This window comes from Streptomyces sp. 3N207 (assembly GCF_052246355.1).
In the GTDB taxonomy this organism is placed as follows: Bacteria; Actinomycetota; Actinomycetes; order Streptomycetales; family Streptomycetaceae; genus Streptomyces.
This window is the reverse complement of the sequence record NZ_JBQQBV010000003.1, coordinates 264779-287886: the sequence shown is the minus strand read 5'-3', so window position 1 is coordinate 287886 and position 23108 is coordinate 264779. Positions and strand designations below refer to the sequence as shown.

The 23108-nt window shown below is 70.8% G+C and carries 19 protein-coding genes; 10 read left to right on the top strand and 9 right to left on the bottom strand.

Translation table 11 applies throughout. The features are described 5' to 3' along the window. Positions 1-34 precede the first annotated feature (34 nt). The 5 genes from ACTWP9_RS06770 to ACTWP9_RS06750 form a co-directional block, all read right to left on the bottom strand. Positions 35-1441, bottom strand: a complete 1407-nt coding sequence (locus ACTWP9_RS06770; protein WP_443245058.1) for a maltokinase N-terminal cap-like domain-containing protein — start codon at positions 1439-1441, stop codon at positions 35-37. Positions 1442-1569: 128 nt separating this feature from the next. Then, a complete protein-coding gene (gene treS / locus ACTWP9_RS06765) occupies positions 1570-3279 on the bottom strand; it encodes a maltose alpha-D-glucosyltransferase (RefSeq protein ID WP_443245057.1) in 1710 nt (569 codons plus the stop codon). Beyond that, the gene (locus ACTWP9_RS06760) at positions 3266-5311 is read right to left on the bottom strand and encodes a maltotransferase domain-containing protein (protein WP_443245056.1); all 2046 of its coding nucleotides are present in this window, start codon (positions 5309-5311) and stop codon (positions 3266-3268) included. Before ACTWP9_RS06760 ends, treS begins: the two co-directional genes overlap by 14 nt. 393 nt (positions 5312-5704) lie before the next feature. Beyond that, on the bottom strand, positions 5705-7306 hold the full coding sequence (locus ACTWP9_RS06755) for a M4 family metallopeptidase (protein WP_443245055.1): 1602 nt from the start codon (positions 7304-7306) through the stop codon (positions 5705-5707). Positions 7307-7592: 286 nt separating this feature from the next. Further along, entirely contained in the window at positions 7593-8183 is a 591-nt protein-coding gene (locus ACTWP9_RS06750) for a TetR/AcrR family transcriptional regulator (protein WP_443245054.1), read from the bottom strand. Between the two features lie 133 nt (positions 8184-8316). On the opposite strand from ACTWP9_RS06750, the gene ACTWP9_RS06745 reads away from it, so the two are divergent. Continuing rightward, complete coding sequence (locus ACTWP9_RS06745) at positions 8317-9393, top strand: FAD-dependent oxidoreductase (protein WP_443245053.1); 1077 nt, start codon at positions 8317-8319, stop codon at positions 9391-9393. Between the two features lie 134 nt (positions 9394-9527). Here the strand turns inward: ACTWP9_RS06745 and ACTWP9_RS06740 are convergent, their stop codons facing one another. After that, positions 9528-10808, bottom strand: a complete 1281-nt coding sequence (locus ACTWP9_RS06740) for an MFS transporter (RefSeq protein WP_443245052.1) — start codon at positions 10806-10808, stop codon at positions 9528-9530. Positions 10809-11037: 229 nt separating this feature from the next. On the opposite strand from ACTWP9_RS06740, the gene ACTWP9_RS06735 reads away from it, so the two are divergent. The 4 genes from ACTWP9_RS06735 (at position 11038) to ACTWP9_RS06720 (ending at position 15606) form a co-directional block, all read left to right on the top strand. Further along, a complete protein-coding gene (locus ACTWP9_RS06735) occupies positions 11038-12336 on the top strand; it encodes an Ig-like domain-containing protein (RefSeq protein ID WP_443245051.1) in 1299 nt (432 codons plus the stop codon). Between the two features lie 266 nt (positions 12337-12602). Further along, positions 12603-13877 carry a L,D-transpeptidase gene (locus tag ACTWP9_RS06730; protein ID WP_443245050.1) on the top strand — a complete coding sequence of 425 codons (1275 nt, stop codon included), beginning with the start codon at positions 12603-12605 and terminating at the stop codon, positions 13875-13877. Between the two features lie 85 nt (positions 13878-13962). Further along, the gene (locus ACTWP9_RS06725; RefSeq protein ID WP_443245049.1) at positions 13963-14751 is read left to right on the top strand and encodes an enoyl-CoA hydratase/isomerase family protein; all 789 of its coding nucleotides are present in this window, start codon (positions 13963-13965) and stop codon (positions 14749-14751) included. A gap of 354 nt (positions 14752-15105) precedes the next feature. Then, a complete protein-coding gene (locus ACTWP9_RS06720) occupies positions 15106-15606 on the top strand; it encodes an ATP-binding protein (RefSeq protein ID WP_443245255.1) in 501 nt (166 codons plus the stop codon). A gap of 15 nt (positions 15607-15621) precedes the next feature. Here the strand turns inward: ACTWP9_RS06720 and ACTWP9_RS06715 are convergent, their stop codons facing one another. After that, positions 15622-15930 carry an AzlD domain-containing protein gene (locus tag ACTWP9_RS06715; protein ID WP_443245048.1) on the bottom strand — a complete coding sequence of 103 codons (309 nt, stop codon included), beginning with the start codon at positions 15928-15930 and terminating at the stop codon, positions 15622-15624. Then, positions 15927-16667, bottom strand: coding sequence for an AzlC family ABC transporter permease (locus tag ACTWP9_RS06710; protein WP_443245047.1), 741 nt, complete (start codon positions 16665-16667; stop codon positions 15927-15929). The genes ACTWP9_RS06715 and ACTWP9_RS06710 overlap by 4 nt, the downstream gene beginning before the upstream one ends. Positions 16668-16713: 46 nt before the next feature. On the opposite strand from ACTWP9_RS06710, the gene ACTWP9_RS06705 reads away from it, so the two are divergent. From ACTWP9_RS06705 to ACTWP9_RS06685, 5 genes are all read left to right on the top strand, one after another. Beyond that, a complete protein-coding gene (locus ACTWP9_RS06705; protein WP_443245046.1) occupies positions 16714-17313 on the top strand; it encodes a helix-turn-helix domain-containing protein in 600 nt (199 codons plus the stop codon). Positions 17314-17514: 201 nt separating this feature from the next. Beyond that, the gene (locus ACTWP9_RS06700) at positions 17515-17844 is read left to right on the top strand and encodes a plasmid stabilization protein (protein WP_443245045.1); all 330 of its coding nucleotides are present in this window, start codon (positions 17515-17517) and stop codon (positions 17842-17844) included. 260 nt (positions 17845-18104) lie between these two features. Then, positions 18105-18641 carry a Dps family protein gene (locus tag ACTWP9_RS06695; protein WP_443245044.1) on the top strand — a complete coding sequence of 179 codons (537 nt, stop codon included), beginning with the start codon at positions 18105-18107 and terminating at the stop codon, positions 18639-18641. A gap of 255 nt (positions 18642-18896) precedes the next feature. Beyond that, positions 18897-20978, top strand: a complete 2082-nt coding sequence (locus ACTWP9_RS06690) for a SpoIIE family protein phosphatase (protein ID WP_443245043.1) — start codon at positions 18897-18899, stop codon at positions 20976-20978. A 97-nt stretch (positions 20979-21075) separates the two neighbouring features. After that, positions 21076-22824 (top strand): glycosyltransferase family 2 protein, encoded by a 1749-nt coding sequence (locus ACTWP9_RS06685; RefSeq protein WP_443245042.1) that lies wholly within the window; start codon positions 21076-21078, stop codon positions 22822-22824. A gap of 62 nt (positions 22825-22886) precedes the next feature. Here the strand turns inward: ACTWP9_RS06685 and ACTWP9_RS06680 are convergent, their stop codons facing one another. Further along, positions 22887-23099, bottom strand: coding sequence for a hypothetical protein (locus ACTWP9_RS06680; protein ID WP_443245041.1), 213 nt, complete (start codon positions 23097-23099; stop codon positions 22887-22889). Between the last annotated feature and the right edge of the window lie 9 nt (positions 23100-23108).

Genomic DNA, 23108 nt, shown 5'->3' with positions numbered 1-23108 from the left:
GTTTCCTCCAGACGGGGCGGCGGCGAAGGATCGTTCATGCGGTTGGCGCTGACGGCGGAGCCGCCAGTCGCCGGATCGCGGACAGCGGGACCCCCAGCCACGAGGGGCGGTTGCGCGCCTCGTACAGCACCTCGTAGACGGCCTTGTCCGCCTCGTACGCGCGCAGCAGTACGGCGTCGTCGCGCGGGTCGCGCCCGCATGCCTCCGCGTAACCGGCGCAGTACGCCGCCCGGTTGGCCGCCGCCCACTCACCGGAGAACGCGGTGCCGGGCCGGGCCGGGCCTTGGCAGGCCGCGTAGTCGAAGGAGCGCAGCATGCCCGCGATGTCCCGCTCCACCGGCTGCGGTGCGCGACGCTCGGTCAGCGGGCGGGCGGGTTCACCCTCGAAGTCGATGAGGGTCCAGCTGTCCGGGACATCCGGTGCGCTGCCGCCCTCGCTCCCCAGCGCCTGGCCGAGGTGCAGATCGCCGTGTATGCGCTGGGTGGGCACCGAGCGCCTGCGACTGCTGTGGCTGCCGTGCGCGGCCAGCGCCCGGAAGGTGTCCAGCAGCGCCGCCTTGTACGGCCGCAGTGCGGGCACCGCCGCGCTTGCCGTCTCCAGCCGCCCTGCCATGCGGTCCGCCGTCCGCTCCAGCTCCCTGCCGTTCAGCGTGGAGGTGGGCAGTGCCTCGGCCAGCCCGGTGTGGACGTATGCCGTCGTACGGCCCAGCGCGCGGGCCGCGGGAGTGAAGTCGGCGCCCGCCGCGAGCGTCCGCAGCGCCAGCTGCCAGCCGTCGCGGGTGCCGGGGAGGTAGGGCTGGAGGATGCCCAGGGTGCGTAAGGCGCCGGCGCCGCATCCGGTCCCGTCGCCGTTCGCCTCGAACCATGCCAGCGGCGGTGGCACCTGCGGGCAGCCGTGCCGGGCGAGGGCGAGGGTCAGTTCCAGTTCGGGGTTGACGCCGGGCTCCACCCGGCGGAAGACCTTCAGTATGGCCGCGTCGCCGTATACCACCGAGGAATTGGACTGCTCGGCATCGAGGGGGCGGGGTGCCGGGCGTCCCGGGAGCGGGGTGCCCGGCTCCCGCACGAAGCGCAGCGGCCCGAGGGTGCCAGGAGTGCGGAGCCGTTCCAGCAGCAGCCCGGTCAGCCGCGGGTCCCGTAACGCCTCGTAGACCGCCGTACCGCGTAACGGCCCCGTCGTCGGCCGCCCGATGAGGGCGGGAGCCAGCTCGGGCGGCAGCACCTCGCGCACGCCGAGCAGCAGTTGATAGCAGTCACCGTCCTTTGGCGGTCGGACCCGGACCAGCAGGTGGAGCAGGCCGGGATTACCGTCACCGCCTGTGCTGTACGGGAGTACTTCGGTGGCCGCCACCAGCGACAGACCCGCCAGCGGACGCCCCTTCCCCGCGAACCAGCGCTGCCGAGGGAGCCACTCCATCAATAACGGACCCAGCTCCGACATGGCGTCCTCTCCCTTTCGGTCGGACCTTGCGCGCCCCGAAGGGGGCGCGGGGAACTGCGCGCCGAGCCACAACTCACCCGCAGTCTGCGGGACCGAGCAAGGGGCCCCCTCATCAGCACAGCCGGGGGCTAACGCTTACGAAGCCGGAACCAATAAAAACCGTGCCCCGCAAGCGTCAGCAGATAGGGCAGCTCCCCGATGGCGGGGAACCGCACGCCGCCGATCAGTTCCACAGGAACCCGCCCCTGCCACTCCCTCAGATCCAACTCCGTCGGCTGCGGGAACCGCGAAAAGTTGTGCACGCACATCACCAGGTCGTCCCCGCCGCCGGGGAGTCTGAGCTCCCGCAGGAAGGCGAGGACCGCCGGGTTCGAGGAGGACAGCTCCTCATAGGAGCCCAGCCCGAACGCCGGATTCTGTTTGCGGACCTCGATCACCCGTCGCGTCCAGTGCAGCAGCGAACTCGGCGAGCTCATGGCCGCCTCGACATTGGTGACCTGGTAGCCGTGCACCGGGTCCATGATGGTCGGCAGGAACAGCCGCCCCGGGTCGCAGGAGGAGAACCCCGCATTGCGATCGGGCGTCCACTGCATCGGCGTGCGGACGGCGTCGCGGTCGCCGAGCCAGATGTTGTCGCCCATGCCGATCTCGTCGCCGTAGTAGAGGATCGGCGAGCCGGGCAGCGACAGCAGCAGTGCGGTGAACAGCTCGATCTGTTTGCGGTCGTTGTCCAGCAGCGGCGCAAGCCGGCGCCGGATGCCGATGTTGGCGCGCATCCGCGGATCCTTGGCGTACTCCGCGTACATGTAGTCGCGTTCCTCGTCGGTGACCATCTCCAGGGTCAGCTCGTCGTGGTTGCGCAGGAAGATGCCCCACTGGCAGCCGGAGGGGATGGGCGGCGTCTTGGCCAGGATTTCCGAGACGGGGTAGCGGGACTCGCGGCGTACGGCCATGAAGATGCGCGGCATCACGGGGAAGTGGAACGCCATATGGCACTCGTCGCCGCCCTTGGTGTAATCGCCGAAGTAGTCGACGACGTCCTCGGGCCACTGGTTGGCCTCGGCGAGCAGCACGGTGTCCGGATAGTTCTCGTCCACCATCCTGCGCACGCGCTTCAAGAAGGCGTGGGACTGCGGCAGGTTCTCGCAGTTGGTGCCCTCCTGCGCGTAGAGGTAGGGGACGGCGTCCAGCCGGAAGCCGTCGATGCCCAGGTCCAGCCAGAACCGCAGCGCGGAGATCATCTCGTCCTGGACGAGCCGGTTCTCGTAGTTGAGGTCCGGCTGGTGCGAGAAGAAGCGGTGCCAGTAATACTGCTTGCGCACCGGGTCGAACGTCCAGTTGGACACCTCGGTGTCGATGAAGATGATGCGCGCGTCCTGGTACTGCTTGTCGTCGCCGGCCCAGACGTAGTAGTCGCCGTACGGCCCCTCGGGGTCGCGCCTGGACTCCTGGAACCACGGGTGCTGGTCGCTGGTGTGGTTCATGACGAAGTCGATGATGACGCGCATCCCGCGCTGGTGGGCGGCGTCCACGAACTCCACGAAGTCCGCGATGTCGCCGAACTCGGGGAGCACGGAGGTGTAGTCGGAGACGTCGTAGCCACCGTCCTTCAGCGGCGACTTGAAGAACGGCGGCAGCCACAGGCAGTCGACGCCCAGCCACTGGAGATAGTCCAGTTTCGCCGTGAGCCCTTTGAGGTCGCCGATGCCGTCCCCGTCACTGTCCTGGAAGGACCGGACGAGCACTTCGTAGAAGACGGCGCGCTTGAACCAGTCAGGGTCGCGGTCCTTGACGGGTGTGTCCCCGAAGGTGTCGGGGACGGGCTCATTGACGGTCATGAGTGGGTGACCCTCCGGTCGGTGAGGACGGTCGCAGGGTGAGGATGTGGGCCGCGGCGGGAGACTCACCTCCCGGCGTGAGCCGCACATAGTTGTCCCTGCCCCAGTGATAGGTCTCTCCGGTGAGCTCGTCGCGCACCGGGAAGGACTCGGCACCGCTCAACTGAGCGGCACTCAGTCCGGATGCGAATTGCGCCATGTCCAACGACACCGTCGCCTCGTGGGTGTGGTGCGGGTCGAGGTTGACAACGACGAGCACGGTGTCGATCCGGGGCCGGGTCGCGTGCTTGGAGTAGACGAGGACGTTCTCGTTGTCCGCACGGTGGAAGTGCAGGTCACGAAGTTGCTGGAGCGCCGGGTGGCGGCGGCGCAGCCGGTTGAGCGCGGTGATCAGCGGGGTGATCGAGCGGCCCCCGCGGTCGGCGGCGGCCCAGTCGCGCGGGCGCAGCTCGTACTTCTCCGAGGACAGATACTCCTCGCTGCCGGGCCGCACCGGCGTGTTCTCGCACAGCTCGTACCCGGCGTACATCCCCCACGTCGGCGAGAGCGTCGCCGCCAGCACGGCGCGGATCCCGAAGGCGGGACGGCCCCCGTGCTGGAGGTAGGCGTGCAGGATGTCCGGGGTGTTCACAAAGAAGTTGGGCCGCAGATACGCCGCGGACTCGCCCGTCAGTTCCGTCAGATACTCCGTCAGCTCCTGCTTGGTGTTGCGCCAGGTGAAGTAGGTGTACGACTGCTGGAAGCCGGTCCGCGCCAGGGTGTGCAGCATCGCGGGGCGGGTGAACGCCTCGGCGAGGAAGAGGACATCGGGATCGGTGCGGTTGATCTCGGCGATGACCTTCTCCCAGAACACCACGGGCTTGGTGTGCGGATTGTCGACGCGGAAGATGCGCACGCCGCGGTCCATCCACAGCCGCAGCACCCGCAGCGTCTCGCGCAGGATGCCCTCGGCGGCCGTCGGGTCGTCGTCGAAGCACAGCGGATAGATGTCCTGGTACTTCTTCGGCGGGTTCTCGGCGTAGGCGATCGTGCCGTCCGGGCGCTTGCGGAACCACTCGGGGTGCTCCTTGACCCACGGGTGGTCGGGCGAGCACTGGAGGGCGAAGTCCAGGGCCACCTCCATCCCCAGCCCGCGGGCGCGTGCGACGAAGTGGTCGAAGTCCGCCATGGTGCCCAGATCCGGGTGGACGGTGTCGTGCCCGCCGGCCGCCGAGCCCACCGCCCAGGGGGAGCCCACATCGTGCGCCGAGGCGGAGAGGGTGTTGTCCGGACCCTTGCGGTAGGCGTCGCCGATGGGATGGACGGGCGGCAGATAGACCACGTCGAAGCCCATCGCGGCCACCGCGTCGAGCCGTTCGGCGGCCGTCCGCAGCGTACCGCTGACCGGCGGCTCACCCTCCCGTACGACCGCGCCCTCGGAGCGCGGGAACAGCTCGTACCAGGAGCCGAACAGTGCCCGCCGGCGCTCCACCTGGAGGGGGAGGGGCGGTGAGGAGGTGACCAGTTCGCGCAGCGGATGGCGGCCGAGGACGGCGGTGACCTCGGGCGTGAGTGCCGCGGCGAGCCGGGCCGCTGCGGGGCTGTCGGTGTCGCGCAGTGCGTCGGCGGCCTCCAGCACCACGGAGCGGCCCGCGCGCCGGGGTAGCTGTGCTGCGGCGCGCTCGTGCAGCGCGGCGCCTTCGGCCAGGACGAGTTCGGTGTCGATCCCGGCCGGGACCTTGATCTGCGCGTGCTGCCGCCAGGTGGTGACCGGGTCGCTCCACGCCTCCACCGCGTAGCTCCAGCGGCCTTCCGCATCCGGGGTGACTCGGGCTTCCCATCGGTCGGTGCCGGGCGCCAGTTCGCGCATCGGTGTCCATGGACCCGTCTGCCCTGCCGGACCGCGCAGCACCACGTTGGCGCCGACCGCCTCATGGCCCTCGCGGAAGACCGTTGCCGAGATCGGGACGCTCTCACCCACCACGGCTTTCGCGGGACGGCTTCCGCACTCCACGAGGGGGCGGACATCGAGCACGGGAATGCGACCGATCATGGGCTCACCTATGGGCATAGGGATATATAACGGGCGCGCGTAGGACGACTCCTCCCCGCGTCACCCGGGTGGAGGATGCGGGCTTCGAGTACGTAACTCCGATATGAGCCGCGTTCCCGACACTACGTGATACATCCGTGACCGCAAGGGCGCTCGCCTGATCAAATCCCTTTGAAAACCCGGGAGTTGAGCAGGCATATCGCTGCGGCAATACCCATGCCGTACACACGCGAACGGCCCCGCCCCCCAGAGGGGACGGGGCCGGTGTGCCGTGGGTCAGGTCGGAGCCGGGGGCCAGGGGGCGAAGCCCCCTGGTTCACTTCCCGCCGCGACGGCGCCAAGCCACGGTGGCGAGGGTCGTGGCGGAAGAAAAGATCGCCGCAACGACCGCGATCAGCTACCCGTAACGTTCACCCCGGTCCAAGCGGCCTTGACTGCCTTCACCTCGGCGCTGTCCTTGCCGTACAGGTCGGTGGCGGACTTGATGGTCGCGTTGCGCGCGCCCGCGTAGTCCGTCGTCGAGGTCATCTGCTCGGTCAGCGCCTTGAACCAGATCTGCTCGGCCTTCTTGATGCCGATGCCCTTCAGCTTCGAGCCGTCCTTGGTGGGCGAGTCGTACTTCACGCCGTTCACCTCCTGCTTCCCGCTGCCCACGGACAGCAGGAAGAAGAAGTGGTTGGCGATGCCGGAGGAGTAGTGGACGTCCACGTCGCCGGCGTTGGTGTCCCAGTAGTCCAGCGAGTTGCCGTCCTTGCTGGGCTTGTCCATGTAGCGCAGCGGGCTGCCGTCGCCGTTGATGTCGATCTTCTCGCCGACGAGGTAGTCCGGCACGTCCTCCGGGCTGTTGGCGTGGAACTCCACCGCGGCGGCGAAGATGTCGGAGGTGGCCTCGTTGAGGCCGCCCGACTCGCCCGCGTACTCCAGGTTGGCCGTGGCCGAGGTGACGCCGTGCGACATCTCGTGCGCCGCGACGTCCAGCGAGGTGAGCGGCTTCTTGTTGCCCTCGCCGTCGCCGTAGGTCATGCAGAAGCAGGAGTCGTCCCAGAAGGCGTTGACGTAGTTGTCGCCGTAGTGGACGCGGCTGGCCGCTCCCTTGCCGTCGCCCTTGATGCCCTCACGGCCGTGCGTGTCCTTGAAGTAGTCCCAGGTCTTTCCCGCGCCGTAGTGCGCGTCCACGCCCGCGGTCGCCGGGTCCTTGGCGGAGCCGTCGCCCCAGGTGTCGTCCTCGTCGGTGAACGGCTCGCCGTCGCCGCTCTCGCCGTTCTTGAGGTTGGTGGTCTTGTTGCCGCCCCGCTTCTCGTCGGTCATCGTGAACTTGCCGTCCGAGCCCGAGGTGCCGATCTCGACCTTGCCGCTGTACTGGCTGTTGCCGGTGCCCTCCTTGATCCCCTGGAACTCGAAGAGCTTCTTGCCGGTCTTCGCGTCCGTGATCACGTGGAGTTCGTTGGGTGCGCCGGACTTCTGGAAGCCGCCGATGACGGTTTCCCAGGCGAGTACGGGCTTGCCCTCGGCGGCCCAGACGACCTTCCGGGGCGCCTCGCTGCCCTTGGCCTTGGCGGTGGTGGGCTTGTGCGCGCCGGAGACCGAGGTGTTCACCGCGATCTTCGTGTTGGTGGCCTTGGAGGTGCCGGTGCGCTTGCCGCTGGCGTTCTTGTGCACGACGAGGTCGCCGCCGAGGACGGGCAGCCCGTCGTAGGTGCGCTCGTAACGGACGTGCGTGGCCCCGTTCTTGTTCTTGATGACGTCCTTGACGTGGAGCTTCTCCTTGGCTCCGAGGCCCAGTGCGCGGGTGTCGGCGGACTTCGCCGCCTCGGTGTCCGCCGCTTTGACCAGCTTGGTGTGCTGGGCCGCGGTCAGCTGCGCGGGCAGCGCGCCGTTCGCGGAGGTCTTCCCGCCGGGGGCCGCGCCTGCGGTTCCCGCGGTGATGCCTGCCGCTACCAGGGCCGCGGTGGCGGCCAGGGCGGATATCCGCTGCTTGGAGGTGAGGGGTCTCACGTCGGTGGCTCCTTCTGCCATGGGGACCGGACGGCATGGGAGATCAACCGTCCGGGCAGAACTGAAGTGCGGTACGCCACGCGGAAGTACGGCCGCTGGTCGTGCTGCTGTACGAGTCCCGCATCGCGTGCAGGCGAGCCTGCCACCATGAGCATGGGCATGTCACTGGCGCGTCGGTCTCTGACCGGAGGTTGGCCAGATTCTGTTCGTTGATACGAAACCCGCGCCCGTATAGCGGACAAGTGGAAGCGGGTGCCTCCGCCCCCACCTGGGAATTGACTCCGCGTCAGTCCTGGTCGGCGGGGTAGACGACCTCCAGCAGCGTGCGGACGTACCGGACGGGGTCATCCAGCCCGGCTGCCGCCAGCGTGTGCTCGCCCCTCGCCAGCAGATGCGGCAGTGCGGCGTGCATGACCAGGGTGACGACGGTCGCGCGCTCCGGGGTGACGGGGAGTCCAGCGGCCCGCTGTGCGGCGCCGAGCGTGGTGAAGTCCGAGGCGGCCATCGGATCGATCACCGCGGACAGCCACGGCTTGCGCGCCGCCTCCGCCTGGAGCTCCAGGCAGGCGAGCAGCCGGGATCTTCCGGGGCCCTTCACGTTCTCCAGCAGTCCGCTCAACAGCGCCTCCAGCCCCGCCCTTTCGGACGGCGGCGGTCCTGCCGCGGCGAGCTCTTCGGCGATGGTGCGGTACTGCTCGACGCACCGCTCCGCCACTGCGCGCAGCAGCGCGTCGCGGGTCGGGAAGTAGTTCTTCGCCGTACCGGAGGGCACCTCGGCCGCGGCGTCGACGGCCCGATGCGTCAGCCCGCGCCCGCCCTCCTCGGCCAGCACCTCGATGGCGGCGTCCCGCAGTCGGTCGCGGCGGTCGGGGTTCATCGCTGCTCTCCTTGCGGCTTGGCGGCTTGGCGGCTTGTTGGCACGGGTGGCCTTTGCGAGATTACCCCAGGCGTGGTACCACAGGTGTGGTGGTCGGCTGCTCCGGTCGACCCGATGCCAAGGGGGAGACGTCATGCACAGCAACTCCGTACCGAGTGGGTCGGCACGCGCGGCCGTGGTCGTAGGGGCGGGGGTCGGGGGACTGGCGACGGCGCTCGGGCTGCGGCGCGCGGGCTGGCAGGTGACAGTGCTGGAACGGCGTACCGAACTGGAGCGCTACGGCACCGCACTCGGTATCCACCCCACTGCGCAGGCAGCGCTCGGCCGGCTCGGAGAGAGCGTGGCCGCCATGCTCAACCGTCGCGGCGTGCCCTACCGCACCGCGCACGCCCGCAGGCCGGACGGCAGCGAGCTGGCCCGCCTTCCGCTGGAGCGCATCGAGAAGAAGGCCGGCCGTCCGGAACTGCTCATCTTCCGGCCGTATTTGATCGACGCACTGGTCGAAGCGCTGGACGGCTACGGCGACGTGGCGCTCAAGCTGGGCGAGCGGGTCGACGAACCCGCCGCGCTCGCCCGCCAGTACGACCTGGTGGTCGGCGCCGACGGCATCAACAGCGCGGTACGCACCGCCTTCTTCGGCACCCGCAGCCGTCCCCGGCACATCGGCACCGTCGCCTGGATCGGCACCGCCGAGTTCACCAGCCCCGTGTACGGCGAGACCTGGGGCCAGGGCCACTTCTTCGGAATGACCCCCGTCGAGCCCGGCCGTACCAATTGGTACGCCGTAGCGCCCGAGGCCACTACCGCCGACGAACTGTCCGGACTGTTCGCCGGCTGGCACGACCCGATCCCCCGCATCCTCGCCGAGACGGACCCGGCCGACCGGCTCCGGTACGAGATGCGCCACCTCTACCCGGCGCTGCCCTCCTTCGTGCAGGGCGGCCACATCGCCCTCGTCGGCGACGCGGCACACGCCATGACCCCCAACCTCGGCCAGGGAGCCTGCACGGCGCTCCTCGACGCCGAAGCTCTCACCCGCGCCCTCGCCCGGCACGGCGAGGCGGGCGGGCTGCCCGCGGCACTGCGCGCCTACGACACGGAACGCCGCCGCAGCGCCCAGCGCACCGCACTGGCCTCCCGCACCCTGCACCGCCTCATGACCACCCGGCACACCCGCACCCGCGACGCATTGCTGCGCCTGCTGCCGTGACCAGGGGGAGACGCGCCCCGAAGGGGCGCGGGGAACTGCTCCCCCAGCCTCCGGCCGGGAGGTGCCCCCACAAGCCAGAAGACACCCGCAGCCTGCAAACATCAGTCAGGGGCAGCCCCTCGCCAGCACACGCCTTAGGCGCTGACATCCCGCGCAGGCACGCAGGCTTCCCCGGCGGAGGCCGGGGCACCCGAACGAGCTGTCACCGCACGCAGATTGCGGACAGCCGGAACGGCAAGCAGTGCCGCGCTGATGCCGACCATGATGACGCCGCCCGCGAGCAGCACCGTACGGCCGCCGAGCAGTTGGGCGGCCGGGCCCGCCAGCGCCTGGCCCGCCGGCATCATGGCGAGGGAGCCCGCCACCTCGTAGGCGTGGATACGGTTCAGGATCTCGCCGGGCACCTGGGTCTGCACGCTGGTCGCCCACATCACGCTCCAGATGCCACCGCCCACGCCCCACAAAGCTGCTGCCGCCATCATGGCGGCCGGCGGCAGGCCCAGCCCGACAGCGGCGGGGTAGAAGCAGCAGCTGACCAGCGCGATCGAACCGGCGCGCAGTTGCAGCACCGGTCTGAAACGCAGCGCCAGCAGCCCGCCCAGCGCGGTGCCGCCGCCCAGCGCCGAGTTGACCAGGCCGTACACGCCGGGACCGTCGGCCGGAATGATCTCGGACGCGGTCAGCGGCACCAGCGGGCCCGAAACGGTGACCATGTAGACCATCCAGATGAGGATGACGCTCCACATCCAGGTGCGCGCCCGGAACTCCCGCCACCCCTCGACCAGATCGGCCCGGTAACCGGGGCGCTCCGCAGGCCGCCGCTCGGCCGCCGGGGGCAGCCGGAGCAGCGCCAGACAGAGCGCGCTGAGCAGGTAGGTGGCGGCGTGCGCGGCGAACACCCCGCCGGGCGAGAAGGCACCCACCAGCGCACCGGCCAGCGCGGGGCCCAGCAGCATCGCCAGTGACTCGGCGGTACGGATCAGCCCGTTGGCACCCTGCACATCGGCGGCCACCCGGGGGATGGTGCTGGCCACGCCCGGCTGGAACAGGCCCGCACAGATACCGTTCACGGCGCCGATCGCGCACACCTGCCACAGCACCACATGTCCGCTCAGGAACAGCGCGGACATTCCCACCTGGGTGACCACCCGCACCAGGTCGGAACCGATCATCAGCGCCCGGGTGTTGAACCGGTCGCAGAAGACACCGCCGAAGATGACGAAGCCCGCCAGGAACACCGTCAGCGAGGCGAGTGCGGCGCCGATCGCGCCCGGCCCATGCCCGTGCTGGATCAGCCCGGCCGACAGCGCGATGGGCAGCATCGCGTCGCCCAGCTTCGCGACGGCCCGGCCGGTGAAGAAGAGGGTGAAGTTGCGGGAACGGAGGGAAGCCGCCGGGGCACCGGGAGGGGTCACGTCCAACGAGTGTGGGACCGGTGGAGCATGGGGGCGAACTCTTTTCCGCCGAACCGGTGGCGGCCCGGCCGACTCCGGCTCCCTCCTCCGATCCTTCCCGGCGGGGAAACCTCGCTCACTCGTGTGATCGCGGTGTCCCTGTCGCATGCGCTTCGTTGGTCCGTTCGTCCAGGTGAGCACGGCAGCGGAAACGCACCGGACAGTACGTACGCACAGGAGCGGGGACGGTATGGGACGGGGCGCACAGGCCACGACAGCACGAGACGGCGGGGTGCCGCACCACTGCGCGCGGGATGTGCGGCGGGCGCTGCGCTCCCTGGTGGCCGCGGTGGGGCTCGCGCTGCTGTGTGCCACGCCTGCCGGCTGCGGCGTGATGGACGACGGCAAACCACCCGGCGACGCCATCCGCGTGACACCAGGCGACGGTTCCCGCAGCGTTTCGACGGACGCCCCGGTGGAGGTCTCCGTACCCGAGGGAAAGCTGCGCAGCGTCCGAATGCAGCGCAAGGGGAAGGACGCCGGGCGGGCCATCGCGGGCCGCTTCTCCGCCGACCGGCGCAGCTGGCGCCCGCTGCCCGCCGACCGCGCCAACGCCCCCGGGAGCAGAAGCACCGGCCGGCGCGAGGGCACCGTGCTGGAGCTTGCGAGCACCTATGCGGTGGACGTGGTGGCGGTCGACGGCGACGGGGACCGGGTGATCCGGCACGCCACCTTCTCCACCCGCGTCCCCCCGCACCGTTTCCTGGGCTACTTCCGGCCCGAGCACCGGCAGACGGTGGGCACCGCGATGATCGTCTCTCTCGACTTCAGCCGTCCCATCGCCGACCGGGCGGCCGTGGAACGCGCCATCAGCGTCACCTCCCGCCCCCGCGTCTCCGTCGCCGCACACTGGTTCGGCCGCAACAGGCTCGACTTCCGGCCGCGTACGTTCTGGCGGCCCGGCACGGAGGTCACCCTCGATCTGCGGCTGCGCGATGTACGCGGGGCGCCCGGCGTCTACGGCACCCAGCAGAAGAAGGTGCACTTCACCATCGGCCGTGACCAGCGCAGCGTCGTCGACGTGGGCCACCGCACCCTGACCGTCCAGCGCGGCGGGCGCACCGTCGACCGGCTCAGGATCACGGCGGGGACGAAGAAGAACCCCACCTACAACGGCCTCATGGTGCTCAGCGAGAAGTTCGAGGAGACCCGGATGAACGGCGACACCGTGGGCTTCGGCGGCGAGTACGACATCAAGGACGTCCCGCACGCGATGCGGCTGACCCGCAGCGGCACCTTCCTGCACGGCAACTACTGGGCGCCCCGGCGCACGTTCGGCGAGAAGAACACCAGTCATGGCTGCATCGGTCTGGAGGACAAGCGCGGCGGTGACGACAGGTCACCCGCCGGGCGGTTCTTCCGCCGGTCGCTGGTCGGCGACCTGGTGACCGTGCGCGGCTCGCACGACCGGACCGTGGCGGCGGACAACGGGCTCGGCGGCTGGAACATGCCCTGGGAGAAGTGGGTGGCGGGCTCGGCCCTCAAGTGAGCTCCGGCCGCGACGACCTACCCGGCTTCCGCGTCGAAAGCCGCGGTCTCCTTCCGTCCTCCCCAAAACCGCGACCGAACGGTGACCACCAGACGCCGCTCGGTGTCGTTGTGGTGTGGTTATCTAACAAGGCGGATGCGCGCCGCCGTTCATGGTGCCCCGGCCTTCGGCCGGAAGACCCCACATGACCGGGCGGCGCGGCGTTGTGTTTTTCGGGGGCGCACACGGGTGCGCGAAACCGTGTGAGGACGAAGGATGGGGCCGTCTTGGATCTGAAGACCGTGGCCAGGGACAAGCTCAAGTGGGAGACGATCCGGGGGGACAGCCGCGCCCAGGTCATCGGCGGCTCCGCCGTCGGCCTCGTCGTGCTGCTGGTCGTACTGCTGCTCACACTGACCACCTGCGGCGGGGGCGGCGGTTCCGGCGCCCGCGCGAACGGCAAGAACGACGACGACAAGCCGGCCAAGGGCCCCTCCGAGGCCGTGGTGACCGTCGCACCCAAGGACGGCGCCGACGGTGTACGGACCTCCGGCGCGCTCAAGGTCGCGGCAGCCAAGGGCAAGCTCACCAAGGTGACCGTCCAGGACAGCAAGGGCAAGAAGATCAAGGGCGCCCTCGCCAAGGGCGGCACGGTGTGGCGGCCCGCCACCCATCTGTCGGCCGGGACGAAGTACACGGTGGACGCCGTTGCCAAGGACTCCGAGGGCCGGGCCTCGGCCAAGCACGCCGCATTCACCACGTTCGTGCCGCAGAACACCTTCGTCGGCTACTTCACGCCGGAGAGCGGCGACAAGGTCGGCGCGGGGATGCCGTTCTCGGTCAACTTCAACCGCCCGGTCGCCAACCGCGAAGCCGTCGAGAAGGCGATATCCGTGAAGGCCGACCCCGAGGTCGAGGTGGCCGGCCACTGGTTCGGCAACCAGCGCCTCGACTTCCGCCCCCGGGAGTACTGGAAGTCCGGTACGAAGGTCACCGTCGATCTCAACCTGAGCGGTGTCGAGGGCTCCGACGGCGTCTACGGAACACAGCGCAAGACGGTCAAGTTCACCGTCGACAGGCAGCAGGTCAGCGTCGTGGACGCCAAGAAGAAGACGATGACCGTGACCCGGGACGGCAAGAAGATCAAGACCATCCCGATCACCTCCGGCCGCCCGGCCAACCCCACCTACAACGGCAAGATGGTCATCAGCGAGAAGCACGAGGTCACCCGGATGAACGGGGAAACCGTCGGCTTCGGCGGTGAGTACGACATCAAGGACGTGCCGCACGCGATGCGGCTGAGCACCTCGGGCACCTTCATCCACGGCAACTACTGGCTGCCCAAGTACCAGTTCGGCAAGGTCAACGGCAGCCACGGCTGTGTCGGCCTGTTCGACATGCGTGGCGGTGGCGCCAACGGTTCACCCGGTGCCTGGTTCTTCCAGAACTCGATGGTCGGTGACGTGGTCGAGGTCAAGAACTCCCAGGACGAGACGATCAAGCCGGACAACGGCCTCAACGGCTGGAACATGTCCTGGGCGAAGTGGACGGCGGCGCAGTAGGCCGGAATCCCCTGCCGTACGGGCCCCGGTGCTGTGAGGAACGGCACCGGGGCCGCGGCGCGTAACGGCCGTTAACCTTCCCTGCATGACGGACAACGAACCCGGCGCCACCGCGCGCCTCGAGGTCGCCGACGGCGTCGGCACCATCCGGCTCGACCGGCCGAAGATGAACGCCCTCGACATCGCCACCCAGGACCTGCTGCGCGAACTCGCCGAGGAGGCGGCACGCCGCGTTGACGTGCGTGCCGTGGTGCTCTACGGCGGCGCGAAGGTCTTCGCGGCCGGCGCGGACATCAAAGAGATGCGCGAGATGGACCACGCCGCGATGGTCGTACGCTCCCGTGGGCTTCAGGAGGCGTTCACCGCCGTCGCGCGCATCCCCAAGCCCGTTGCCGCGGCCGTCACCGGCTATGCGCTCGGCGGCGGCTGCGAGCTGGCGCTGTGCGCGGACGTCCGGTTCGCGGGCGAGAGCGCCAAGTTGGGCCAGCCGGAGATCCTGCTGGGGCTGATCCCGGGCGCCGGGGGCACCCAGCGGCTGTCCCGGCTGGTGGGCCCGGCCAAGGCGAAGGACCTGATCTTCACCGGGCGGACGGTGGCGGCGGACGAGGCCGCCCGGATCGGACTGGTCGACCATGTGGTGCCGGACGCCGAGGTCTACGAGCAGGCGCACGCCTGGGCCGCGCGGCTCGCGGGCGGCCCGGCGCTGGCCCTGCGGGCGGCCAAGGAGTCGGTCGACTTCGGTCTCGAGGCCGACATCGAAACGGGTCTGGCGATCGAACGGAACTGGTTCGCGGGGCTGTTCGCTACGGAGGACCGGGAGATCGGCATGCGGAGCTTCATTGAGGAGGGCCCTGGAAAGGCGCGGTTCCGCTAGCGCCGGCCCCCGGTTGTTCCGGGGAGGGGGTGCCCGTGCTTCTCGTCCGCGGGCTGCGGGTGAGCTGTGGCTTGTCGCGCAGTTCCCCGCGCCCCTTACGGGGCGCGTCCCCCCATGCCAGGTGCGCGCTCTGGGCGGGGTGGTGGGGGGTGGCGTGCCCGCCGTGTGGGGGAATTGGCCGGGGCCGGGTGGGGGCGGGCTGTGATCACTTGTATGCGAGGTGTCATTGCTGGTCAGCGGGCATATGCGCGGAGCCGCAGTGGCGCGGGGCCGCGTGCGTGCGCTGCGGACGGCGCGGGTTCGCCTTTTCGGAAACCGCCGAACCGCCCCCAGGGGCTCTCAGCTGCCGCCATGATGGGGGTCATGGCGGGTCAGGGAGATGTGGCGAGCGTGACCGAACGGGTTCCGGAAGGCCCAGCACAGACATGGTGCGCCGAGCCGGTGAGCACCGTTCTCGACCGGGCGGGCGATCCGACCGTACGGGAGGTGCCGCTGCCGAACCTCCCGGAATCCGCGCGTCTGGCCCGTCGGCTCGCCGAGGCGGTCCTCCGGCAGCGCTGGGCCCTCTCCGCGCAGCGCACCGAGTACACCGTGCTGCTGGTCTCCGAGCTGGTCGGCAATGCGGTCCGGCACACCGGCGCACACACCATCGGCATCCGGATGCTGCGCCGCTCGGGCCGGCTCCGTGTCGAGGTCCGCGACCCCTCGCGCGGGCTGCCCTGCCTGCTGCCGGTCGGCGAGCTGGACACCAGCGGCCGCGGGCTCTTCCTGGTGGACACCCTGGCCGAACGCTGGGGCGTGGACCTGCTGCCCCGCGGCAAGACCACCTGGTTCGAGATGCTCTCCGCGGACTGAGCACCCGTCAGGCCGCTACGTCACCCCCGCCCATCGCAGCCCCGCGGTGACCGCCGCGGCACCCAGCACGGTGCCCAGGAACGGCGCCCGGAACCACGCCAGGGCGGCGCCCGCCAGCACGCCGGCCGGACGCGACCAGCCGGCGAACCCCTGCCCCTCCATCAGCGCCGAGGTGGCGATCAGGGCGCAGAGCAGCACGGTCGCCGCGTCGGTCAGCAACTGCTGGGCCCGGGCCGGGATTTCCGTACGAGCGCGCAGCACGGGGCCGCACAGCCGCAGCCCGTAGGTGCCGACCGCCAGCAGGGATATGGCGACGAGCGTCATACCGAACCTCCTTCCGGGCGGGGTGACGCCTTGCGCGCACCCCGCGCCAGCAGGCCCAGCAAGGCCAGCAGCACCGGCGTGCCCGGCGGCAGGAACGGAGTCGCCACGAGTGCCAGTACCGCACCGGCGAGTGCGGCGCGCCGGGTGGCGGCGCCGTTCTCCTCCGCGCTCCCGCTCCGGCCGCGCCGGAGTGCGGGCAGCACCAGGGCGAGCAGCACGATGGGTTCGGCGGCGTCCAGTCCCAGCGCACCCGGGTCGCTCAGGGTGCGGCCTGCCAGTACGCCGAGCAGGGTGCCGAGGTTCCAGGCGAGGTAGAGCGCGCCGCCGCAGGCGAGGAAGACGGTGCGGCGGCGCGCCGGATCGCGTTCCGCCAGGGCGAGCGCGGCCGACTGGTCGACCAGCAGCTGGCTGCCCCACAACCGCGCGCCCCTGCGCTCGCCGTGCACATCGGGCAGCGCGAAGCCGAAGAGCGCCAGCCGGGCGTTGAGCACCAGTCCGGCGGTGACGGCGGCAGCCGTCCCGGCGCCGCCGAGCGCCAGGTCGAGGGAGGCGAACTGGGCCCCGGCGGCGAAGACGGTCAGCGACATCGACAGCGGCACCCATGGCGGCTCGCCCCGTGAGACCGCGACGGCGCCGAAGGAGAGCCCGACCAGCCCGATGGCGATCGCGAGCACGGTGATCTCCCGCAGCGGGAGCCGGCCGGGGCTTTCCCCGGGTGTTCTCTGTGGCGAACGCATGGGCGATATAGTGAACAGCCCAATGAGTGTTCGTCAAGGAGAACCGGTGGACCGAAACGCCGAACAGCCCTCGCCCCGCCAAGCGCCCGGGGGTGCCGCCCGGCCGCCCCTCGCCCGTATCGCCGCCGCCATCCGCGCGGAGCGCACCGGCGCCGGGCTCTCCCTCACCGAGCTCGCCAAGCGGGCCGGAATCGCCAAGTCGACGCTCTCGCAGCTGGAGGCCGGCACCGGGAACCCCAGCGTGGAGACGCTGTGGGCGCTCGGCGTCGCGCTGGACGTGCCGTTCAGCAGGCTTGTCGATCCACCCCGCCCGCGCTCCCGGGTGCTGCGCAAGGGGGAGGGCATCGCCGTCCCGTCCGAGCAGGCGCAGTACGTGGCGACGCTGTTGTCCGCCTGCCCGCCGGGTGCGCGCAGGGATCTGTACACGGTGTACGTCGAGCCGGGTGCGCCCCGCGCCTCCGAGCCGCACTCACCCGGCACGTACGAGCACGCCGTCGTCGCCTCGGGCCGGGTGCGCATCGGGGCCGCGGACGAGCCGGTGGAGCTCGGGCCCGGCGACTGCATCAGCTATCCGGGCGACGTGCCGCACCTGTGTGAGGCGTTGGAGCCGGGAACGAGCCTGGTGCTGCTGATGGAACACCGCTAGCACCCGTGGTGCACGTGTGGCGCCTTGCGCATGTGGAACTCGGGGGTGGAAGCGCACCGGTGCGGTCGCCGTCCGGACCGCGAAGGCGGAGGATGGAAATCGGGAACCGGTCGAAAGTTCCTATAGCGGACAGACCTATAACGGACAGACGACCGACAGTGCCGACCGCGACAGCACCAGACCGTAGATTACGGAGGAACCATGCCTGCAGGGTCGAACCGCAAGCGCGAGCGCCAGTACGAGCACATCAAGGAGGGCGCCCAGCGTCGTGGCACCTCCACAGGCCGGGCCAAGGAGATCGCGGCCCGCACGGTGAACAAGGAGCGTGCCCAGAAAGGCGAGTCCAAGAGGGCCAGCCGCACCTCCGTGCAGGACAAGCCGGCGCCCAAGCGCGGCGGCCAGCGCTCCGGCAACCGCACCGGCCCCGTCGGTCCCACCCGTGACCAGCTCTACAACGAGGCCAGGCAGCGTGGCGTCGAGGGCCGCTCCCACATGAACAAGGACGAGCTCCGGCGCGCCCTCGGCCGCTGACCGTCCCGCTGCGTGCATCCTTCGCCCGCTGCCGGGGCACCAGCGCGCCTGCCGAAGTGGCGGAGGAACCGCGGGGAGAGGGCTTCGGCACGCCGCGGGCGGGCTGTTGACATAGCCGAGCGACCGACCGCCGTGCGAACGGCAGTCGGCAGGTCGGCGCTGCTCTCCCTACGTTTTGCCCCCTCCGAGGATTGGAGCGCACCGTGGCACCCCACCATGCATCCACCAACGGTTCGAAGCCGTCCTACACCGTCCCGGGAATGTCCACGGCCGACGGTGGCAGCGTCATCAAGCTTCTGCGGATGCGACTGCACGCTCTCAACGACCTGGCGCTGACGCTGAAGCATGTGCACTGGAACGTGATCGGACCACACTTCATCGCCGTTCACGAGATGCTCGACCCACAGGTCGAGGAGGTCCGCGAGATGATCGACAACACGGCCGAGCGCATCTCGACGCTGGGCGGCTCGCCCTGGGGCACCCCGGGGGTGCTGGTCGCCGAGCGGACCTGGGGCGACTACTCGCTCGGACGGGCCGAGGCCATCGAACACCTCGGTGCCCTCGATGTCGTCTACACCGGTGTGATCGAGGACCATCGCAAGGCGGTCGAGGCCACCGACACCTCGGACCTGGTCACCCAGGACCTGCTCATCGAGCACTTGCGGAAGCTGGAGCTCTTCCAGTGGTTCGTTCGCGCCCATATCGAAAACTCCGGCGGCAAGCTGTCGACGGGCCCGCACGACTCGGAGTCGGCCGCCGCGGAGAAGGCCGCCAGCCAGGCCCGCGGCAAGCCCTGATCCCGGTCCGCGAGCCCCGACCCCGGTCCGCGAGTCCGGGGCGCGGCCGCCGGGGACGGCGAGCCGGACCCCCGCCATCAGCAGCGCGGGGGTCCGTGGCTGCCGAGGCGCGGGAGGGCGTTTCCCCGGGCGCACCACTCGACGGGCGACGGCGGTCGGCTGCCCGCATGATGGGGAGGTGGTCCCGCCCAGCGCCGCCGCGGCTGTCGCTGAGCGGGGACCCAGGCACCGGGGCCACGCGATCGGGAGACAGCGATGCACCGCTTCCGCCAACCGAGCACGGGGCCCACGCAGCGCGGCGATCCACCGGTTGCCGCCCACGTCGCGCTGGCCGTCAACGGGATGGGCAGCTTCTGCTGGGACCTGAACACCGGCGAGATGCGGTACGACGATGCCGGTCTGACCGTCCTCGGGTTCAAGCCGGGGGAGTACGACAACCGCCCCGCCACCATCGCCGAACGGATGCTGCCCCAGGAACTGCCCGAGATCCAGGCGCACGTCGGCCGCGCCCTGAAGGAGCGGACGGGCTACAGCCTCTACTTCCGGGTACGCCACCCTGACGGAGCGCTGCGCTGGACGCACACCCAGGCCACCGTCATCAGCGACGAGAAGGGCACACCTGCGCAGGTCATCGGGATCATCCGGGACGCCAGCCAGGAACTCCAGGCCATCGATCAGACGCGGGAGCTGCGGCAGGCCAAGAGCGACCGGCGCCGGCAGGCCGACATCGTGGGCCACGTCAACGACGCCCTCGCCCCCACCGTCACCGTGGACGACGTCGCCGAGGCGCTCACCGCCACCCGGCTGGTGCAGCGGCTCGGCGCGGCCAGCATCATCGTGGGGCTGGCCGACAGCGGACGGATCGGGCTGGTGGGCTCCAACGGCGTCCCGGACGAGGCCATCCGCGACTTCCACCTTGCCCGCATCGGCGCCCCACTGCCGCTCACCGAGGCGATCCGCACCCGGGAGCCGGTCTTTGTGACGGACCGCGAGCAGTTCGCCCAGCGCTACCCGGGACTGCGCCGCTATCTGAAGCTGGTGCCCGACGCCACCGCCGCCGTCTACCTTCCGCTGATCGCGCACGACACCGCCATCGGCGCCGTGGGCCTCACCTACGAGGGCAAGACCCGCTTCACCCACGACGAGCGCACCGTGCTGACCGCGCTCAGCAGCACCATCGCCCAGTCGCTCCAGCGGGCCCTGCTCTTCGACCAGGAGCACGAGCTGGCCGCCGGTCTCCAGACGGCGATGCTCCCCGGGCACATCCCGCATGTGGCAGGGCTGGGCATGGCGACCCGCTACCGGCCCGCGCGGGCCCGCGGCGGTATCGGCGGCGACTGGTACGACGCCGTCACGCTGCCGGACGGCCGGATCGCCGCGGTCGTCGGTGACGTACAGGGGCACGACGTGACCGCCGCCGCCGTGATGGGGCAGCTGCGGATCGCGCTGCGCGCCTACGCCGCCGAAGGGCACCCGCCGCTCACCGTCATGGCCCGCGCCTCGTCCTTCCTCGCCGAACTGGACACCGACCGGTTCGCCACCTGCCTCCTCGTCCTGTTCGACCCCCGCACCGGCGTCGCCGTCAGCGTCCGCGCCGGTCACCTGGAGCCCGTGCTGCGCCGCCCGGACGGCAGCTGCGTATGGGTCGACGTCCCCGGCGGGCTGCCCCTCGGACTGACGGCGCCGGGAGCCCAGCCCCCGTACCGGATGTCCGAAACGGTGGTGGAGCCCGGCTCCACGCTGCTGCTGTTCACCGACGGCCTCATCGAGTCCCGTACCCAGGACATCGACGAGGGGCGGGCGAAGCTCCTGGACGCGGTACGGGCCGGTCCCGTACGCCCCGACAACCTTGCCGACCATCTGCTGCGCACCATGGGCGACTTCACCGGCGAGGAGGACGATGTCGCCCTCCTGCTGCTGCGCCGCGCCTCCGGCAGGCGGGCCGCCGCACCGCAGATGGCCGTCACCATCTCCCCCAGCGACCCGGGATCCCTGCACGCGGCACGGCAGGCCCTGCGTACGGCGTTGCACCGCTGGTCCCTCGGCACCCTCGCCGACACCGCCGAACTGCTCGCCAGCGAGATGGCGACCAACGCGCTGCTGCACACCGAAGGCGACGCCACCCTGACAGCGCGGCCGGTCCGCAACGGCGGCCGCGCCCTCCGTATCGCCGTCACCGACACCTCACCGACCTCCCCGCAACGCCGGGCCGCCACGGAGCAGTCCACCTCGGGGCGCGGCCTGATGCTCATCGAGGAGCTCGCCACCGACTGGGGGGTCGAACCGCGCGGCAACGGCAAACGGGTGTGGTGCGAAATTCCGCTGGCACCGCACTAGGTGCCGGGCTCCGGGTGAGCGCGGACCGGGGGGATTGACGCCGCGGGCGACGGGCACCCGGGCGGGACGCCGCAGACGACCGGAGGAAGCCGCCGCAGTGCCTACCGCAACACCCCCAGCCAGTCAGGAGTCCGTCAAGGTCAGCATCGTCGTCCCCACGTACAACACGGGAGAGACGGTGCTGACCGGGTTGCGCTCCTTCCTCGCGCAGACCATGCCCCGTTCCCAGTTCGAGATCATCTACGTGGACGACGAGTCGAGCGACAACACCGTCGCACTGCTGGAGGCCGAGATAGCCGAGCAGGGCGCCGAGGCGACGGCGCGCGTGGTGCGTACCGAGCACTCCGGCTGGCCCGGACGCCCCCGCAACATCGGGACGGAGCTGGCCCAGGGCGAGTTCGTCCACTACGTGGACGACGACGACCGGCTCGCGCCCGAGGCCCTGGAGCGGCTGTACGCGCGGGCGCGGGAGACCGGTGCCGACATCGTCATCGGCCGGATGGCCGGGCACGGCCGGCGCGCGCCGCGGGCCCTGTTCGAGCAGCCGATGACCTCCTGCGACCTGCGTACCGACACCGCACTGCTGGCCTCGATGACGGTCCACAAGCTCTTCCGCCGCGCCTTCCTGCGTGAGCACCGGCTGCGCTTCCCGGAGGGCAGGGTGCGCTTGGAAGACCACATGTTCACCCTGCGCGCCTTCCTGCTCACCGACCGGGTGGCCACGGTGCACGACTACACCTGCTACCACTGGGTGCGGCACTCCGACGGCAAGCACAACGTCAGCTACCGGACCATCGAGCCGCACCCGTACGTCGAGAGCATCCGCCGGGTCCTCGCGGTCCTCGAAGCGCCCGACACCTATGTGCCGCCGGGCCGGCACCGGAACCGGCTGGTGGCCAAGTGGTACGGCAAGAAGGCGCTCGACCGTATCGCCGGGCAGCCGTTGCTGGACCAGCCCGAGGAGCGCAGGACCGAGTGGATCGAAGCCGTCGGCGCGCTGGCCGCCGAACTGCCCCCGGAAACGGACACCGCACTGCCCACCCGGCTGCGGATCGTCGCAGCCCTCGCCCGGCACGGCGATCGCACGCTGCTGGAGGAGCAGGCGCGGTTCGAGGCCGGAGTCGGGCACCGGCCGCGCGTGGAGTCGGCGTGGTGGCGCGAGGGGCAGCTCACGGTCCGCTGTTCGGCCTCCCTGGTACGACGTGCAAGCGGCCGGGGGAGGGGGCGGGGCTCTGTTCCCCTCGCCTTCACCCGCGACGGCGACCGCCGTGTGCTGCGGCTGCCGCCGCGGGTGGCCGCCGTGGACGCGGTCGCCGCGCGGGCCGACTTCGCCAAGGCCGTACGGCGCAGCAACGTCCGCGGCCAGCTCCGTCACCGCGAGGGCGGCACCGTGCTGAATCTGGCGACCACTTGGCGTGTGGTGGAGGTTCCGGTCGCGGTGCCGGAGGGCTCCCGGCCGGGCGGACGGACTGCCCGAATCCGGTCGGCCTGCCGGAAGGCGGCGCGCCTGGCCGCGCGGCCGGCCGCACGGCTTTTCGCGCGCCTGACCGGTCGGCCCGGCGGGCGGCTCTCGGGTGCCGGTCGTCGCGGGGAGGACGTCTGCACGCTGCGGTACGAGGCGGAGTTCACCATCGACCCCGCAACGGCCGACCACGGCCGTCCGCTGGCGCCCGGCACCTGGGACCTGCACTTCCAGCTGGGCTGCGGCGGCTGGTGTACCTCGCGCCGACTGCGCGGCCACTCGATCGCCGTACCGGAGGCGACGGGGCGTACCGCGGAGTCGGCACCCCAGCAGGTGCCGTCCCCGCGGCAGCCCCGTACGCCCAGCACGGCGGCCCGCACCTGACGGGCGGGCAGCCGGTCACCGTTGCTGCGGCGGCGGTTGCGGCGCTGCCGCGACCGGGTGCCTCAGGTGGCGACCTTCTGCAACCGCACCGGGCGGCGGTCCTGCTTGCGTTGGAGGGCGCGGAAGTCGTCGAAGAACCCGTAGCTGCGGGCCGGCAGGCCGTCGCGGGGCTGTTCGACGGTGCGGTTGGAGTAGAGGCTGTTCAGCAGCCAGGGCTGCCCCGTCGTATCGCGGTGGACTCGGCAGGTCCTGCATCCTGTCGCGTGTGTCTCCACCGCCGTCGT

Bases quoted from the DNA above. Each gene is read 5' to 3' on its own strand.
- ACTWP9_RS06715 (WP_443245048.1), bottom strand. From the start codon at position 15,930: ATGACGCTCGTCGCCATATCCCTGCTGGCGGTCGGCACCTACGGGCTG.
- ACTWP9_RS06760 (WP_443245056.1), bottom strand. From the start codon at position 5,311: ATGATCGGTCGCATTCCCGTGCTCGATGTCCGCCCCCTCGTGGAGTGC.
- ACTWP9_RS06720 (WP_443245255.1), top strand. From the start codon at position 15,106: ATGGGGGTCATGGCGGGTCAGGGAGATGTGGCGAGCGTGACCGAACGG.
- ACTWP9_RS06745 (WP_443245053.1), top strand. From the start codon at position 8,317: ATGCACAGCAACTCCGTACCGAGTGGGTCGGCACGCGCGGCCGTGGTC.
- ACTWP9_RS06700 (WP_443245045.1), top strand. From the start codon at position 17,515: ATGCCTGCAGGGTCGAACCGCAAGCGCGAGCGCCAGTACGAGCACATC.
- ACTWP9_RS06770 (WP_443245058.1), bottom strand. From the start codon at position 1,441: ATGTCGGAGCTGGGTCCGTTATTGATGGAGTGGCTCCCTCGGCAGCGC.
- ACTWP9_RS06750 (WP_443245054.1), bottom strand. From the start codon at position 8,183: ATGAACCCCGACCGCCGCGACCGACTGCGGGACGCCGCCATCGAGGTG.
- ACTWP9_RS06710 (WP_443245047.1), bottom strand. From the start codon at position 16,667: ATGCGTTCGCCACAGAGAACACCCGGGGAAAGCCCCGGCCGGCTCCCG.
- ACTWP9_RS06725 (WP_443245049.1), top strand. From the start codon at position 13,963: ATGACGGACAACGAACCCGGCGCCACCGCGCGCCTCGAGGTCGCCGAC.
- ACTWP9_RS06695 (WP_443245044.1), top strand. From the start codon at position 18,105: ATGTCCACGGCCGACGGTGGCAGCGTCATCAAGCTTCTGCGGATGCGA.
- ACTWP9_RS06690 (WP_443245043.1), top strand. From the start codon at position 18,897: ATGCACCGCTTCCGCCAACCGAGCACGGGGCCCACGCAGCGCGGCGAT.
- treS (WP_443245057.1), bottom strand. From the start codon at position 3,279: ATGACCGTCAATGAGCCCGTCCCCGACACCTTCGGGGACACACCCGTC.
- ACTWP9_RS06735 (WP_443245051.1), top strand. From the start codon at position 11,038: ATGGGACGGGGCGCACAGGCCACGACAGCACGAGACGGCGGGGTGCCG.